We start from the raw sequence: 17,316 nt of genomic DNA, 5'->3' as shown, positions 1-17,316 counted from the left end.
AACAAGTATATTCTACACTGTCTATAATATATAGTCAATTTTTCCTGCTAAACAACTTAGCAAATTAGTTAAACTTGTTGTTCTTTATCTTTCTTAACATATTTGTTACCTAAAAGAAAACTTATTATTGGAATTTTGTTTGTAAAATACTTTATAAACAAATATTCTAACGCAATTTGAAGAATAAACATTGATGATATTATCATAAAATCATTAGATAACTTAAATATTTTTATTAATATAACTCTACATCCAACTAAGAAGAATCCTTCTAAAACATAAATTTGCAATGAAAATTGTCCACATTCTTGAAGGAACTTAGAAATTTTGCCTTCTTTTAATTTAAGACAAATAAACCAAGCAATATAAATTCCCAAGAAAGGAATTATTATACTTAAAACTTCATTTGTATCATATCTAAATGCAGTTAATAAAAATATTATTGCTGCAAGTATAACTATTACATTTTTACTTAAAACATTTTTTATCATATCATAATTATCTTTTATAATATATCCTATCGAGAAAAATATTAGATAAAATATGACTTTATTCATTGTAAACAACTCTATATGTGGAATATTATCCTTAAATAAATCTAACATTATTAAAACTGCAAGAAACACATATTTGCCATAACTCAAATTGAATATACCTTTAATCAAATGAAAAATCATAAAAACAAAAAATAAAGTATATATAAACCAAATAAAACCACCACTAATTACTATCTTTTCAATGGCATCAACAAAATCTGTTTTTTGATTAACCAACGCCGGTAACAGCATTCTTGGAATCATATCTACTATCGTTATAAAAAAATAAGGAATCAATAACCTCTTTGCTTTGTTAACAGCAAAATCTTTGTAACTTTGTTGTTTAGTCCTGGCAACATTATATAAAAAGCCAGATATAATAAAAAATAATGGCATATGAAAACTATAAATATATGCATGAATCAACTGACTAGTTTGATTATGATCTATGACATTTATAGGATACACTATAAATGAATGTCCCAGCAATACTAAAAGTATACCTATTCCCTTTAAAGTGTCTAATTCTTTATATCTCAATTTTACCCCTCCATTAAACCAAAATAATTTCTTTTTCCATTATATCCAACCTATAATATTTTGTCCACCTTTTCAAAATATTATAGGCTAAAATGTAAAAAAACTCAGCATAATGCTGAATTTTCTACTTATATAAAATTTCTTTAAGCTGTTTTACTATTTCATCGTCTTTATTTAATTTTTCAGCTATTTGAAGGTGTAATTTTGCATTCTCTACATCACCCATATTATTATAACAAATTACTATATTAGTACATACTTCTACGTCTCTAGTTGCTTCAAAGGCTTTTCTTAAATATTTAATAGCATTTTCATACTCACCAAGACATGCATAATTTATTCCCATTTCATTTACCACTTCTGCAATAGAGCTATCAATTGCAATACTTTGATTCAAGTAGTAAATAGCCTTTTCATAATTTTCCAACTTTCTATACGCTAAAGCAATATAAAAATTAAGAATAGCGTCTTCAGAATTCTTTTCTAAAATGGGCAGCAATTTTTTCAATGCTAACTCTGGTTCCTCATCTAGCAATTCAACGCCTTTTTTATAATCTATGTCTTCTTTTAATATGTTAAGTAGTGTGGTAACTTGAGAAGTTTTTTCTCCACCTTTATTTACATACTCATTTAGAGCTACATAGGCTTCTGAATTTTTTTCCAAAGAATATAACGCTAGTGCTTCATAATAGTAAGGCATTGCAGAATTTAAATAGTCCTTCTTCGCTAATTCAACTACTAAAAGTTGCTGCTCAGCAAAATTTTTATCCAATTCAGTTAGTTTCTCACCTACACTTAATAACTTATCATAGTATTCTTCTGAATTATTTAAAGCCACTAAACCTTTTAGTAGGGAAAAAGCTTCAACATATTCTTTTTTCTTCACATTTTCAGCAATAATTGATTTTACTATTTTTTCTGAATCTCTTATTATGTTTAACACTTTTAAATAGTCATTATTATACTTAAAATTATCATCTATGCCCAAAGTTAAAAACATTCCTTCTACAATCCAGCTCAAAGAAAGATTGCCCACAGAGGTTTTAGATTGAACATTTTCTGAAACCTTATCAAACTTAATCGGGAAGTATATATCATTATTCTCTAAAGTCACTTCTTCTGAAGTAATTTGAGACAATAACTTCTTTATATCTATTTCTATGAATAGCATTTTTGACATTTTTTCTTTCATGTAAGCATTATAATCCATATTTTCACCTCAACATTTAAAAGAGGCTGTTTAAACAGCCTCTATTTTCTTTAGTTTAACATACTATTAATTAAATTCATAACAGTTTCTTTAAATTTTGCTACCTTAGCTTCTGAGTCCTTTAAAGATTTTCCTGAAACAGCTAGATAAATCTTCATTTTGGGCTCTGTACCAGAAGGTCTTACAACAAACCATGAATCATCTTCAAAAACAAACTTTAAAACATTTGATTTTGGCAATTTAATTACACTAGTTGTATTACTTAACAAATCATTCTCCATACTTTCTTTATAGTCAAACTTCTTAACTAACTTAACTCCGTTTAATTCAGAAATGTGTTTATTTCTAAGAGAATCTATACACTTAGCAATTTGTTCTTGTCCTTCCTTACCTTTTAATTCTAAAGAAACTAATTCTTCTTTATGGAAACCATATTGTTCATAAATCTTGATTAAGCCATCATACAATGTCATACCTTTACTCTTATAGTATAAAGTCATTTCTGCAATTAACATAGAAGCAATTACTGCATCCTTATCTCTTACAAATTCTCCTGAAAGGTATCCATAACTTTCTTCAAAACCTATAATAAATTTGTTACTATGTGTTTCTTCAAATTCCTTTATCTTTTCTCCAATGTATTTAAATCCAGTTAATACATCTATAAGTTCTGTGCCATAATATTTAGCTATATTTCTTACAGCTTCTGTAGTAACTATAGTTTTTATTACTGCAGCATTATCAGGAAGTTGATTTAATTCCTTTAAAGAAGATAACATATAGTGAACTAACAATATACCTGTTTGGTTTCCTGTTAATACTTTATAATTTCCTTCATTATCTTTAACTACTGCACCAATTCTATCACAGTCTGGATCTGTTCCAAATATAATATCCGGTTGAATCTCCTTTGCCATTTCTAAAGCTAATTTGAATACATCTGGATTTTCTGGATTTGGATAAGGAGCTGTAGGAAAATTACCATCTGGCAATTCTTGCTCTTTAACTACATGTAAATTTTCGTATCCTAATTCCTTCAATACCCTTCTTACAGGAACATTTCCTGATCCATGTATAGGTGTATATATAATCTTTAAGTCCTTTGCTGATTCCTTAACTAATTGCTTTCTTACAGTTAAAGACTTCACATTTTCTATATATGCCTTATCTATATCTTCCCCTATATACACTAATAATCCACTCTTTACAGCTTCATATTCATCCATAGTTTTAATATTAGCATAATCTTCTATAGCATTAACCTTTGTAATTATTTCATGAGCAGCATTATCTGTAACCTGACCTCCATCTTCTCCATAAACTTTATATCCATTATATTGTTTTGGATTATGTGATGCAGTAACGACTATTCCAGATTTACATTTTAAATGTCTTACTGTAAATGACAATACAGGAGTTGGTCTTAAACTTTCAAATAAATATACTTTTATTCCATTTGCACATAAAGTTAATGCAGCTGCTTTAGCAAACTCTGGTGACATATTTCTTGAATCATGAGCTATAGCTACTGACACATCAAATTTATAACTTGAATTTAAATAATCAGAAAGTCCTTGTGTTGCTTTGCCTACAGTATGAATATTCATTCTGTTAGTTCCTGCACCTATAACCCCTCTTAATCCACCTGTACCAAAGTCAAGTTCCTTATAGAATCTATCCTCTATCTCTTTTTCATCTTTAATTTCACGTAATTCTTTTTTCAAACTTTCAGAAATAACTTCTGAGTCTATCCAATTGTTATATTTATCTTTATAACCCATAAAATATCCCTCCTAAAACAACTATAAATATTATTATACAACATAACCTGGAAAATTCAAATCAATTGAAGAATTTTATAATTTTCTACAGTAAACTCAAATATATTCGTAAAAAAGACAAGATTATTTATTTTTCTTTTCTAAAATTATCTTCACGTTCTATATTAAAAATTTAATCATTTAAATTTTTAATATAATCTTAATTTCATAAATAAATTAATCCCGTCCATTAAATTATTACAAAATATCTTTGAAATCATTCTCATTGCATACAATTATTCCATTCCTAGAAAGTAATTCTGCTGTTACGCCATTACCTACTATTAAAGTCCCATCAAAGTTTCCATCATACACTTGGCCAAAGCCACAAGAAGGGCTTTTTGCCTTTAATATAGCTTTTTTCACACCATTTTTTTTCGCCACATTAAAAACCTCATAAGCACTCCTTATAAAAGCTTCTGTATAATCTTTACCTGTTGCACTCATAACTTTTGCTCTGCCTTCTAAAACTTTTTTAGCATCTCCTCCAACTATTTCAACTGGTTCTCTTGGAGTTGATAAAAATATTTCTTCAGGACAAATTAATATTGCTTCTTCTTCTTTGGCTATTTTTTTTATTTCATCATTAAGATTATTCTGCCCATTATACTTGCAATTTACTCCACACAAACACGCACTAATTAATATCATTCTTATCTCTCCTATTTTAATATTACTACAGTAACACCATCTCCACCTTCTCCATATACTCCTAGTCTATGGGATTTAACATGGATATGTCTTTTAAGCATATCAGCAATGGATTTTCTAAGAATTCCTGTTCCTTTACCATGTATTATAGATACTTCAGGCATTCCTGCTAAATATGCCTCATCTAAATACTTATCTACTCTGTATAAAGCTTCTTCTGCATCTAACCCTCTTAAATCAATTGAAGAATCTATTTGATTTAGATTTAAATTCACTTTTTTATTTGACTTATTAGTCTTCTTTTCTTGTCTGTTAGATGGCGCTTTTCTAAGATCTTTAACTTTTACATTAATTTTCATTATACCAGCTTCCACAATTACTTCACCTTTTTTATCTGGTGCAGATAGTACTACGACCTTCTGGTTCAGTGAAGGTAAATATGCATCCATTCCTTCATAAACTTCTTTTAGTTCTTCACCTTCATGCTGCTTTTTATTTAATCCAATATCAGTTTTAGAAATACTGTTATCTATCTTGTTTCTTGCTTCATTCATTTTTCTCTTTATATCGGGATTAGATAAAGCTTCTTTTTCAAGCTCCTTCATATTTTTTATTATTTCATCCGCTTCTTCTCTAGCTTGCCTTAAAATATTTCTAGCTTCTCTTCTGGCTTGTTCGAATTGATTTTCACGAACATTTTCCAAATTATCAAGCTTTACCTGATATTTTTCTTTTAGCGCTTTTGCTTCTAATTTATATTTCTCAGCTTGTTTTGCATTTTCTTCTGCACTAATACTTTTTTCTTGTAAATGTTGAATTAAATCTTCAAATTGCAATGTGTCTTCACTTATTATATCTTTAGCATATTCAATAACTTCTTCTGATAATCCTAATCTTCTTGAAATATTGAAAGCATTTGATTTTCCTGGTATTCCTATTAATAGTTTATAAGTAGGTCTTAATGTTTCCACATTAAACTCTACAGAACCATTTTCAACTCCAACAGTTCTTAATGCATAAGCCTTTAATTCTGAATAATGCGTAGTAGCTGCTATAAAACATCCTCTTGCTCTTAATTTTTCTAATATTGAAATTGCTAAGGCTGCTCCTTCAGTCGGATCTGTGCCTGCACCCAACTCATCAAATAGGGCTAAAGATTTATTATTAGCACTTTTCATTATTTCAACAATATTTGTCATATGTGATGAAAACGTAGATAAACTCTGCTCTATGCTTTGCTCATCTCCTATATCAGCGTATATTTCTTCAAAGAAACTTATTTCTGATCCAGAATCTGCAGGTAATAACAATCCGCTTAAAGCCATTATATGCACAAGCCCTAAGGTTTTTAAAGTTACCGTCTTACCACCTGTATTAGGTCCAGTAATTATTAGGCTAGTAAATGCATCTCCCATAAATATATCTGAAGGCACTACTCTATCTTTGTCAATTAGTGGATGTCTAACTCTTATTAAATTAATCTTACCTTGTTCATTAATTTCAGGTTTTATCCCATTTATCTCTAGTCCATACTTAGCTTTTGCAAAGATAAAATCTAAGGTGCATAAAATTTCCCAATCTAATTTTACAGTTGCAATTGAGTTATAAACTCTAGTTGAAAGTTCTGCTAAAATTCTTTCAATTTCTGCTTTTTCTTTAAGCATTAATTCTTTTATCTCATTATTCAAATTAACAAGTCCAATAGGCTCTATAAATAAAGTTGCACCTGTAGAACTTTGATCATGCACAAGCCCCTCTACGCTACCTTTATGCTCTGCCTTTACAGGAATAACATATCTATCTCCACGCATAGTATATAGATTATCTTGCATATACTTTGAATAATTTTTCATTACTGAGCCTAATTTTTCTCTGATGGAGTTATTCTTGTTTTTAAGACTCGTTCTTATCTTATATAAAGCTTCACTAGCTCTATCAGCAATTTCATCCTCACTTACGATAGCAAGAAAAATACTATCCTCAAGATTCTTAATACCTAATAAGTTTTGTGCAATCTCTTCTATATTTTCATAGCCTTGTTCTTCATCTTTTCTAGCAATATACTCTTTAAATCTTCTTGCTGCTCTTAACATGTTTGCTATCTTTAATAAGCCTGCTGCACTTAAATCCCCACCCTTTTCACAACGAGAAACATAATCATTTATATTGTAAAGTCCTTCAAAAGGAGGATTTCCTTTTTTCATTAATAATTCTAAAGCCTCATTTGTTTCCTCTAAACTTCTTTTAACTTCAAAGGCAGTTTCATAAGGTTCTAATTCAGCAATAAGTTCTTTTGTAGCACTTGTAGTGGCATAAGCTGCCACTTTTTGCTTAACCTTATCAAATTCTAATACTCTTAGAGCTCTGTTGTTCATCTATTCTACACCCCGCTTGTAATGTCCCTTAGTACAATTTAATTTAATCTCAATATTTTTGTTTATCCAATTTAAAATATTCTCACATTGATCACCATCTTCATCAGTGAACTCTACGATAAATTTATTTATTCCTATATTATAGAGGTCCTCTTTTTCCTTAATTAAGCATAAAGGTACTGAATTATATAGATGTGTTCTACAATATTTGTCTGTTATAACAGTAAACGCTTCGTTCATCCTATCAATTAAAACAAAATTATCTCTTTCACATGCTTTATTACAAGCTGAACTACATGTTTTACCTCCCGCTGTACTTCCTATAACACAATATTCATTTACCATCAATTCAGTTTTTCCATATATTGTGTATCCTATATTTCCTTTATATTTTTTGCAGGTTTCCTTTAATTCTTTTCTATTCAACTCTAAAGAAATCAACGGTACATCCAAATAGTCTCCGTAAAACTCCATAGTCTTACTATTCATTATATTTATCTTATAGTCACCAATAATCTTCGTTTTTCCATTATATTTGTTTATTATCCCTACGTTACCGGTATATAATCCTTTAATATCAGGTAATAATTCATCAATAATCGAGCATACAGATACAAATTCATTTTTTATTATATTAGGTAGCTTTAAATAGAAATTTTTTATACCTAATTCCTTTATATCTTTTATATCAATGGCATCTTGACCTTTAGTAAACATATCTATTATAACATTATTTACATTATAATTTAATACTGTATTTAGTTGACTTTTTTTTCTTACTATATAATAGTATTCTTTTTCTCCTATTACCCTTTCTTTTCTTATTCTATTATTGAAAGGTTTAATTATTCTTCTTTTATATTTATTTATTTTTTCCTCATATATTTGATTTAAAATTTCTCTTCTTGCAGCATTAATTGAAGACAGAGGTAAAAAACCTTCCTCATAAACTTCATAGCTAACCTTAGAAAATTTAAACTGATTATCACTATTTTTCAATATGTTTGTTTCTATTTTTTCCTTAGTTATAGGTTGTTTCAAAGCAGTTTGTACTATCTCCCCTTTAACTTTATACTCTTTATCATTATAGATAGACTTTATAATAAGTGGCTCATTCACCTTAAATATTATCTCTGCTTCAAGCTCTATTTTCTTTTCATAAGGATTTCTATAAGTCAATGCCAGTTCATCATTTAACTTCACATCAGAAGTCTTAAATAATATATCATTATTTTTGTATGGCTTTGGCAATATTTTCACTACATCCCCAGCTTTAGCTTCCTGAACTTCAGTATCACCAACAAGGATCTTGCTTATCACAAAACCTTTATCATTGTATCTTATTCCATCACCTTTACTTATTGGTTCAGTTAACTTTATTAAATTCTTTTCAACTTTTCCGATACCAATTCCAGAATTCTTTGGCATATTATACGCCATCATATCTCTGCCTGTATTCTTATAAAAAAATGCTTGTGAAAAACCTTCTCTATTAAATAGTTTCAATAACTTAGTAGTACCTTTTTTAGTATCTATAGTTCTATTTGCATTTATAGCATCTATATTTTTTCTATATTCTGAAACAACCCCAGCCACATACTCTGGTTTCTTCATTCTTCCTTCTACTTTAAGTGAAGATGTTCCTGTACTCAACAAATCTTTTAGCATATCATAGGTTGAAATATCCTTTGGACTTAAAAGATATCCTTCATACTTCTTTTCAGATTTATCACTTACTAATTTATATGGTAATCTGCAAGCTTGCGCGCATCTTCCTCTGTTACCACTTCTGCCACCTATCATACTGCTCATCAAACATTGTCCAGAATAAGAAACACAAAGAGCCCCGTGTACAAATATCTCTGTCTCTATGTTTAAGTCCTTTGATATATATTCTATTTCCTTAAGTGATAGTTCCCTAGATAGAACCACTCTATGAAATCCTGCATTTTTATAAAAAGCAGCAGCTTCTCCATTATGTATAGTCATTTGAGTTGAAGCATGCAATTCATAACCTTCAACCTCTTCTTTAATAAGTTTAAACAATCCAATATCTTGGATTATTAATGCATCTACACCTATACTATATAAAAATTTCGCATATTCTAATGCTTCATAAACTTCTTCTTCCTTAAGTAAAATATTTATAGTTACATAAACCTTAACATCATAACTATGTGCATAATTTATAGCTTTTTCTATATTTTCTTTATCAAAATTTGATGCATATGCCCTAGCAGAGAACTTATCTCCTCCTAAATAGACTGCATCTGCTCCATTATTTACTGCTGCATATAAACTTTCCATACTTCCTGCTGGAGCTAATAATTCTACGTTATTCATTTTTTCATCTCTCCTGTACACTCTTCTGTTTAAAACTATATACTTTTAAAAAAAACCTGTCAAGAAGACAGGTTTTTTTTACTCCATATGGATCTGTAGCAATGGATTTTTATCTTTTATAGCCTTAGCTAATTTAATTTGTGTATCTAGATACTTCTGCTCTACATCCATCAACTTATATTTACTTGATCTAAGCTGAAACTTTAATTCTTTATTTTCTTTAAGCAACTTTTCTTTAATCTCTTTATTCGCTAAAGAAGATTTTTGTAAAGCTTCATTTTCTTTTTGCAAATTCTTTGAAGATTCATCTAACTTTAATTCATCAATCTCTATTAGAAGTTTACTTTCATTTTCAGATAGCTCTTTATTTGCATGCAAGAGTTCCTGAACTTGTTTTTTTAATTCTTCTTCATTCTTCTTTAAATCTTCAAAATTCTGCAATAATTCATTATAATCCTCATTGCCTTTAAAAAGTTCATCTACAAGGTTTATAGCCGTTAACATTGCTGCCGCTGAAGTTGATAGTTTAGAATTTTTTTCTTTCAATTCATTCATTTTGTTTTCTGCATAGGTCACTAAATGTTTTAAATACTTATCATCTTCTTCTCCCTTTAGATTGTACTCAATACCATCTATTTTAACAGCCACATTTCCCATTTTAACACCTCTTATCAATCAAATTATCCTTAGTGTAATTTTATCACTTTTTTACACCACTTTAAATATAGATTATCTAAGTTGCGCCCCTAATTTAAATTCTAATGCACGTAAAATCTTATCATGAACCTTGTTTATTTCTTCATCTTTAAGAGTCTTAGATGGATCTCTATAGATAATAGCATAAGCAATACTCTTCTTGCCTTCAGGTATTTGCTTTCCTTTATATACATCAAATAGAGTTGTTTTTTCAACTAAATGTCCACCTGTTTTTCTTATAGTTTCTTCAATCTCTTGAACTAAGATATCATCATCAACTAAAAGAGCTATATCTCTAGTTACTGCTGGGAACTTTGGTAATGGTGTATATGACTTCTTAGTATTTATATTTTCATATAATGCATCTAAGTCAACTTGTGCTATGTAGCAATCAGTTCCTACACCATAATTATCACAAACTGTTGGATGTACTTCTCCAATCACTGCAACCTTAGTTTTTCCTGAATATAATTCTGCAGTTTTTCCTGGATGATACATTGGGTTTTCCATTTGTCTCTTAAAGTTATATTTTTGAAGTCCTATTTCTTCAATTAAATCATCCATAACTCCCTTAATATCTAAGTAATCTACATTTCCATACATACCTATAGTAAGAATGTTTCTTTCAGTAGGAAGTTGTGTTTCGTCTTCATTTGGAATATATATTTTTCCTATTTCAAACAATGAAGCATATTCATTATTTCTTGCATAGTTTCTAGCTAAACATTCCATCATAGATGGTACTGTAGTAGTTCTCATTAAACTATAATCCTCGCCAAGCGGATTCTTTATCTTTACAGTATTTCTTAGCTTGCTATCTTCTGGTAAATTCACAAGATCAAACACCTTTGGACTTACAAATGAATAACTAATTGACTGATTTAAACCACAAGCTATCATTATATCTACTATTTTATCATCTAGTAATTGTTTTCTATTCTTTGGTTGTCTTTGAGTAGATGTCTTTATTATAGTTGTTGGTATCTTGTCATAACCATAAATTCTTGCAATTTCTTCAGCTATATCTTGTTTTATAGCAATATCTATTCTAAAAGTTGGCACTGTTATCACAAGATTGTCACCTTGAATTTCAGTTGATAAATCCAATCTATCTAGGTAATCTTTCATATCCTCTTTACTGATATCTGTACCAAGGAAATCATTAATATAAGTTGATGAAACTGTCATAGTTTTAACCGGCTTAACATCATTATATATATCTATAGTTCCTTGCATAATTTCTCCACAACCTAACTCAACTACAAGTGCACACGCTCTATCTATAGCAAGTTGTGCTAAATTAGGATCAATTTCTTTTTCAAATCTTTGAGAAGCTTCAGTTCTTAAGCCCAACTTCTTAGAATTAACTCTTATATTTACTCCTTCGAAGTTAGCTGATTCAAATACAACTTCTGTTGTATCTTCTTGTATTTCAGAATTAAGTCCTCCCATAATTCCTGCTAAACCTATGGTTTTATTGCCATCCTTTATGCAAAGAACTGAATTATCCAATTCTCTTTCTACTTCATCAAGAGTTGTAAATTTTTCTCCTGCTGTTGCTCTTTCTACAACTATTTCTCCTGAATTTATCTCTCTTCTATCAAAAGCATGCATTGGTTGACCTATTTCTAACATAACAAAATTAGTTATATCAACTATATTATTTATTGGTCTTACCCCTGCTTCATTCAATCTATCCTGCATCCAAACTGGTGATGGAGCTATCTTAACATTCTTAACTCCTCTTGCCATATATCTTTTGCAAAGTTCATCTTTTATGCTTACTTTAAGTTCATCATTTATGTTAGTACTATTTTTAGCATCAAAGCCTAAGTTAGGCATTTTGTATTTTAAGTTTAAAGTTGCAGCAGTTTCTCTTGCCATACCTATTATACTTAAACAATCTGGTCTATTTGATGTTATTTCTAGGTCTATAACAGCCTTATTTAAGCCAAGAACTTCCTTGATATCTTTTCCTATAGGTGTATCCTTCGGCATAATTAGAAGACCATGTACTGGTTCATCCCCAGCTATTCCAAGTTCTTCTTCTGAGCAGAACATTCCATTTGATACTACGCCTCTTAATTTACCCTTTTTAATTTTTGTTCCATCAAAAAGTACTGCTCCATGAAGTGCTACTGGCACTATATCTTGTTCCTTCATATTTGTAGCTGCAGTAACTATTTGAATTTCTACATCTCCAATATTAACCTGGCATATACTTAATTTGTCTGCATCAGGATGCTTTTCTATTTTTGTTATTAAACCTGTAACAACATTTTGAATTGTATCTCCTGATATTGCAACCTCTTCTACATTTGAACCTGATAATGTTAATCTATCTCCTAATTCCTTTGCATCTATATTTACATCTACATAATCTTTTAGCCATGTATATGGTACTTTCATTAATAATCCCTCCTAGAATTGTTTTAAGAATCTCATATCGCTTTCATATAAAGCTCTAATATCGTCTATACCGTAATTAAGCATTACCATTCTGTCTATACCAAAACCAAATGCAAAACCACTATATACTTCTGGATCTAATCCACAATTTTTAATAACTTGAGGATGAACCATACCGCAGCCTAGAATTTCCATCCAGCCACTACCTTTACATACTTTACATCCTTTACCTCCACAAACAAAACAACTTGCATCCATTTCTGCTGAAGGTTCAGTAAATGGGAAATGGTGTGGTCTAAATTTAGTTTGAACATTTTCTCCAAACATCTTCTTAACAAACAACTCTAGAGTTCCTTTTAAATCAGCAAAAGTAATCCCTTTGTCTATTACAAGACCCTCCATTTGATAGAATATAGGTGAATGTGTGGCATCCACTGCATCAGATCTAAACACCTTTCCTGGTGATATCATCTTTATTGGTGGTTCTTGCTTTTCCATAACTCTAATTTGAACTGGTGAAGTTTGAGTTCTAAGAACTAAATTATCATTGATATAAAAAGTATCTTGTTCACTTCTTGCTGGATGATCCTTTGGTATATTAAGTGCTTCGAAGTTATAATAATCTAATTCAACTTCTGGACCTTCCTCTATAGTGAATCCCATTGAAATAAAAATATCTTCAATACTCTTCAAAGTAGATTCTAACGGATGTCTTTTTCCTATAATCTTTTTCTTTCCTGGAAGTGATATATCAATAACTTCCTTGCTTAATTTTTCTTTTTGTTCGCTCTCTTTTATTTTTTTAGTAATCGCATCTATTTTTTCTTCTATATTAGATCTTACTTCATTGGCTAATTTACCTATGATAGGTTTTTCATCTACTGATAAACTTCCCATACCTCTTAATATTCCAGTAAGTTCACCTTTTTTACCTAGATATTTAACTCTAAGATTTTCTATCTCTGAGCTATTTTTAACTGCTTCAAGCTCTTTTGAAGCAAGTTCTTTTATTTCCATTAATTTATTTTGCATTGCATTTTCTCCTTCCATGCTTAATTTTTTGCAATAAAAAATCCCATCCCTAAAAGGGACGAGAAAAATCGCGGTACCACCCTAATTAGCATGATAATTTTCATGCTCTCTTAGTTAATATAACGGAATTTAACCGCTGACTGCTAATATAACTTCACAATCAGAACTCCTGAGCGAACTTCAAAGCAAATTTCTATAAAGAAACTTTCAGTCTACGATTTCTTCTCCCTAAAAAGTCATTTACTCCTACTCTCTCATTCACAGCAGATAATTTATTCAATATATATTGATTATAATAGTTGTTTCACCATTATTCAATAGCATTTGATAAATTTTGGCGAACTTTTTCATATATCATTATTGCACAGGCAACAGAAACGTTTAATGATTCAGCCTCTCCAGGCATTGGTATCTTCACCTTTACAGTAGCTAAATCCTTTATTTCATCAGAAACTCCATTGCCCTCATTGCCAACAGCAATTATGTAACTTCCACTTAAATCTTCCTCAAAAAAGTTTTTCTCAGCATCTAACGCACTAACTAATAATTTATATCCATTATCAATTAATTTCTTTGTGAATTCTAAATCTTGATCCTCAATTACAGGAAGATAAAAAATTGATCCCATAGTAGATCTAATAGTTTTTTCATTGTATATATCAACAGTTCCTTTAGTTATAATAACACCCTTAGCATTAGCTGCATGAGCTGTTCTTATAATCGTCCCCATATTTCCTGGATCTTGCACCTTATCTGCTAATATATAAAAATTCCCACTCTTCTTTTCTATACTATTTGATAAATCTACAATAGCTATAATGCCTTGAGGAGCTTCTGTTGAACACAAAGATTTAAATAACTCTTTTGATAAAACATAACTATTAAAAGATTGACCTTCCAAAAACGCATTTATCCTAGCATCTTCTAAATCTTCTTCTAAGAAAATAGCATCAATTTTAACCTTAGCTTTAATAGCTTCTTCTACTATTCTTACACCTTCAATTAAATACTTTTTATTCTTAATGCGCCATTTCTTTTCTTTTAATTTTTTTGTATCCTTGAAAAGTTTATTTTCTTTGCTTTCTATCTTTAACACTATTAACCTCACAATTTTAGTTATGGAATAAACTTTATTCTTAACCATTTCAACTTGATTTTTTATGTCTGCATATAAAAATAAATGCGACCTTTAAGTCGCATTTGATTTGTAATTAAGCATTAATTTGTTTTTTAGCTACTTCTACTAAATCAGCAAATGCCTTTGGATCATTTATAGCGATCTCTGAAAGCATCTTTCTGTTAATATCGATACCTGCAAGTTTCATACCGTTCATGAATTTTGAATATGATAATCCATTAATTCTTGTTGCAGCATTTATTCTTGCTATCCATAGACTTCTATAGTCTCTCTTCTTTAACTTTCTTCCAACGTAAGCATTTCTTAACGCTCTTATAACTGATTCATTAGCTGTCTTAAAAAGTTTACTCTTTCCACCATAGTAACCTTTTGCAAGCTTTAATACCTTTTTATGATTTTTACGAGAATTTACTGCTCTCTTTACTCTTGCCATGTTGTGCTAACCTCCTACTCCGTAATCTATTATAGATATGGTAATAATTTTTTCATTGTTTTTTCTTGAGCTACTGAAACATAAGCTGTTTTTCTTAAGTTTCTCTTTCTCTTAGCGCTTTTCTTTGTTAAGATATGGCTTTTGAAAGCTTTAGCTCTCTTTAATTTACCTGTTCCTGTTAATTTAAATCTTTTAGCTGCTCCTCTATGAGTCTTCATTTTTGGCATTTGAATTTCCTCCTCTCAAGTTATGCTTTTTTTGGAGTTAAAATCATTATCATATTTCTACCTTCAAGCTTTGCTGGTTTTTCTATTGTAGAAACATCAGCTAACTTCTCAGCAAAGTTTTGTAAGATTTTGTTTCCAACATGAGAATAATCTGCTTCTCTTCCTCTAAATCTTACTGTGATTTTAACTTTATCGCCCTCTTGTAAAAACCTTCTTGCATTTGTTGCTTTAATCATGATGTCATGTTCTTCTATCTTAGGGCTAACTCTCACTTCTTTTAAATCTACTACTTTTTGTTTTTTCTTTGCTTCTCTGTCTTTTTTAGCTTGCTCATATATGAACTTACCATAGTCCATTATTTTACAAACTGGTGGTTTTGCACTAGGTGATATCATAACCAAATCCATATCTTTTTCTTCAGCCATTTTTAATGCCTCACTAGATGACATTAAACCTAATTGTTCACCATCATGTCCTACAATTCTTAATTCTTTTTCTCTTATTTCTTCATTTAACAAAAAATTTTTACTAATATTATTCACCTCCCAGTGATGCTTTGTTCTATATTTATAAAAAATAAAGGACGGCTAATGCCGTCCTTTTTATCGCAATTCATAATTTACCACGATTATTAACCTAACGAGCCTTGGCTGTAAGGTGAGAAACGGCTGTTTCTTCTTGCTACGTGTATTATAATATCACGAATAATTTAAGCTGTCAACATCTTTTATACTTTTATGTGTGTTTTTATACAAATACTACATCCTTCACAATATTTCACTCTGTCTCCAAACACACTTACTATAGTATTTAAAAACTCTTTATTATTACAATTTTCTTTATTGTGAATTATTATTTCTTTAGGAGAATTAGTTATAAGACCACTTATAATTATATCCTCTTCCTTAACTGCATTTGTAGCTTTAAGTTCAGTTATACTATTCACAAACTCCTGAAAAATATTATTTCCTACCTCATCAAATAATTCATATCCACCATCTTTTAGCATAACAATATTTAATAAATCTATCTTGCTATCTTGTATATCAACAAAATATTTTAGTAATTTAATAAACTCATTATACTCTTTTTCCACCATATAATCTTCAACTACTTTATCTATTATAGATTCTATGTCATCAACCAAATCTTTCATTCTAAATCTTATAAAACCTTCAACGTTAATATTATGCTGTTCTTCCACACAATTTTTTATTTTGTCTATTATATTATTTACTATATTAAGGCAGTATACACTTGTATCATTTAAAAGTACACCATTTGAAGATAATGTTTTCATACACCTATTCTCAATCTCTATTATTTCTTCTCTATTTAAGAAAAAATAGTTTTCTGTTACATACTCTAAAAATTCTCTATTCTTAAAATCCTCAATTACAATTTTATATAAAATATTGCTGCAATAAAAACTAACCAAAGACTGTAGCTTTTCACTATATATGGAATCTTCACAAACTATTGCGGCAATGTTAGTATTCCCCTCCATACTTTCTCTAATACCTACAGTGACACCTTTTTGCTTCAAAAACAAGCTAATTTCACGTATGTCTTCACTGATGTCATGTTGCTCATCATATGCAAGTCTAAGCAGTAGCATCTCACTCACTCCTTTCATACATATAGTATGTATAAAATAAAAAAAGGTATTCAAAAAATAAATTCTCAAATTCGACATTGATTACAATGATTTTTTTTATTAAACTTATAGTATTAGTATCACATACTAGGCTTCTTAAAATAACAAATTCAAATATGCGACTGATATTTTTAGTTAATCAAGTAAGTAGATTGCTTAGATAGCACGCTATCTAATGGTCCTATTGATGCATTTTAACGAAAATAGACTAGCATATGAAATTACTTATTTTTTGAAAATGCCTTATCT

Annotated in this window: 14 protein-coding genes and 2 other annotated features; all 14 genes read right to left on the bottom strand. The window is 29.6% G+C overall.

Annotated features, from left to right (window positions below; translation table 11 throughout):
• Window positions 1-68: 68 nt before the first annotated feature.
• The 14 genes from OCU47_RS06975 to ytxC all read right to left on the bottom strand — a co-directional run bounded on the left by OCU47_RS06975 (window position 69) and on the right by ytxC (window position 17,028).
• Window positions 69-1,076 carry an acyltransferase family protein gene (locus OCU47_RS06975; protein WP_261827877.1) on the bottom strand — a complete coding sequence of 336 codons (1,008 nt, stop codon included), beginning with the start codon at window positions 1,074-1,076 and terminating at the stop codon, window positions 69-71.
• A gap of 124 nt (window positions 1,077-1,200) precedes the next feature.
• Entirely contained in the window at window positions 1,201-2,286 is a 1,086-nt protein-coding gene (locus OCU47_RS06970; protein ID WP_261827876.1) for a tetratricopeptide repeat protein, read from the bottom strand.
• A 50-nt stretch (window positions 2,287-2,336) separates the two neighbouring features.
• The gene (locus OCU47_RS06965) at window positions 2,337-4,067 is read right to left on the bottom strand and encodes a phospho-sugar mutase (protein ID WP_261827875.1); all 1,731 of its coding nucleotides are present in this window, start codon (window positions 4,065-4,067) and stop codon (window positions 2,337-2,339) included.
• Window positions 4,068-4,304: 237 nt separating this feature from the next.
• Window positions 4,305-4,757: a 2-thiouracil desulfurase family protein gene (locus tag OCU47_RS06960; RefSeq protein WP_261827874.1), complete on the bottom strand. Its 453-nt coding sequence runs from the start codon at window positions 4,755-4,757 to the stop codon at window positions 4,305-4,307.
• A gap of 11 nt (window positions 4,758-4,768) precedes the next feature.
• The gene (locus tag OCU47_RS06955) at window positions 4,769-7,132 is read right to left on the bottom strand and encodes an endonuclease MutS2 (protein ID WP_261827873.1); all 2,364 of its coding nucleotides are present in this window, start codon (window positions 7,130-7,132) and stop codon (window positions 4,769-4,771) included.
• A complete protein-coding gene (locus OCU47_RS06950) occupies window positions 7,133-9,475 on the bottom strand; it encodes a U32 family peptidase (protein WP_261827872.1) in 2,343 nt (780 codons plus the stop codon).
• Window positions 9,476-9,553: 78 nt separating this feature from the next.
• Entirely contained in the window at window positions 9,554-10,132 is a 579-nt protein-coding gene (locus OCU47_RS06945) for a cell division protein ZapA (RefSeq protein WP_261827871.1), read from the bottom strand.
• A 72-nt stretch (window positions 10,133-10,204) separates the two neighbouring features.
• Complete coding sequence (gene pheT / locus OCU47_RS06940; protein WP_261827870.1) at window positions 10,205-12,580, bottom strand: phenylalanine--tRNA ligase subunit beta; 2,376 nt, start codon at window positions 12,578-12,580, stop codon at window positions 10,205-10,207.
• A 12-nt stretch (window positions 12,581-12,592) separates the two neighbouring features.
• On the bottom strand, window positions 12,593-13,612 hold the full coding sequence (gene pheS / locus OCU47_RS06935; protein WP_261827869.1) for a phenylalanine--tRNA ligase subunit alpha: 1,020 nt from the start codon (window positions 13,610-13,612) through the stop codon (window positions 12,593-12,595).
• 51 nt (window positions 13,613-13,663) lie between these two features.
• Window positions 13,664-13,883, bottom strand: a binding site (T-box leader).
• 39 nt (window positions 13,884-13,922) lie between these two features.
• On the bottom strand, window positions 13,923-14,708 hold the full coding sequence (locus OCU47_RS06930; RefSeq protein ID WP_261827868.1) for a TrmH family RNA methyltransferase: 786 nt from the start codon (window positions 14,706-14,708) through the stop codon (window positions 13,923-13,925).
• Window positions 14,709-14,823: 115 nt separating this feature from the next.
• The gene (rplT, locus tag OCU47_RS06925; RefSeq protein WP_261827867.1) at window positions 14,824-15,183 is read right to left on the bottom strand and encodes a 50S ribosomal protein L20; all 360 of its coding nucleotides are present in this window, start codon (window positions 15,181-15,183) and stop codon (window positions 14,824-14,826) included.
• Between the two features lie 29 nt (window positions 15,184-15,212).
• Complete coding sequence (rpmI, locus tag OCU47_RS06920) at window positions 15,213-15,410, bottom strand: 50S ribosomal protein L35 (RefSeq protein ID WP_261827866.1); 198 nt, start codon at window positions 15,408-15,410, stop codon at window positions 15,213-15,215.
• 20 nt (window positions 15,411-15,430) lie between these two features.
• Window positions 15,431-15,952, bottom strand: coding sequence for a translation initiation factor IF-3 (infC, locus tag OCU47_RS06915; protein WP_261827865.1), 522 nt, complete (start codon window positions 15,950-15,952; stop codon window positions 15,431-15,433).
• Between the two features lie 27 nt (window positions 15,953-15,979).
• Window positions 15,980-16,096: a sequence feature (ribosomal protein L20 leader region), on the bottom strand.
• Between the two features lie 41 nt (window positions 16,097-16,137).
• On the bottom strand, window positions 16,138-17,028 hold the full coding sequence (gene ytxC / locus OCU47_RS06910; protein ID WP_261827864.1) for a putative sporulation protein YtxC: 891 nt from the start codon (window positions 17,026-17,028) through the stop codon (window positions 16,138-16,140).
• Window positions 17,029-17,316: the final 288 nt, after the last annotated feature.

This window comes from Clostridium sp. TW13, assembly GCF_024345225.1.
Classification (GTDB): domain Bacteria; phylum Bacillota; class Clostridia; order Clostridiales; family Clostridiaceae; genus Inconstantimicrobium; species Inconstantimicrobium mannanitabidum.
The sequence above is the reverse complement of the archived record's forward strand: the minus strand, read 5'-3'. Positions and strand labels throughout refer to the sequence as shown.